This is a genomic window from Mesorhizobium sp. M1A.T.Ca.IN.004.03.1.1, assembly GCF_003997555.1.
GTDB lineage: Bacteria > Pseudomonadota > Alphaproteobacteria > Rhizobiales > Rhizobiaceae > Mesorhizobium.
In genome coordinates this window covers 1-263 of sequence record NZ_RZTV01000488.1, presented here as the reverse complement: position 1 = coordinate 263, position 263 = coordinate 1, and the positions used below count along the sequence as shown (strand labels likewise).

Genomic DNA, 263 nt, shown 5'->3' with positions numbered 1-263 from the left:
GACCCATGAGCAGGCTGCCGGGCACGAGGATGAGTCCGCTCGCGACGGGTTCGAGGCCGAGCACCTTCTGCGTGTAGATCGGCAACAGGAAGACGGTCCCGAAGAGGGCGCCCATCATGACGACCATGAGGATGACCGCGACGCTGAACCCGCGAGAGTTGAACGTGCGCAGGTCGAGGAACGCTTGCTCCTTGCGCTGCAGCGCGAGCTGGCGCAGCAGGAAGAGCAGGAGGGCGACGCCGCCCACAACGAGCGGGATCCAC

1 pseudogene is annotated in these 263 nt (G+C 66.2%); it reads right to left on the bottom strand.

The window, feature by feature from the left end:
* Positions 1 to 247: pseudogene (locus EOD29_RS32565) on the bottom strand (multidrug efflux MFS transporter); the annotation flags it as partial.
* Positions 248 to 263: the final 16 nt, after the last annotated feature.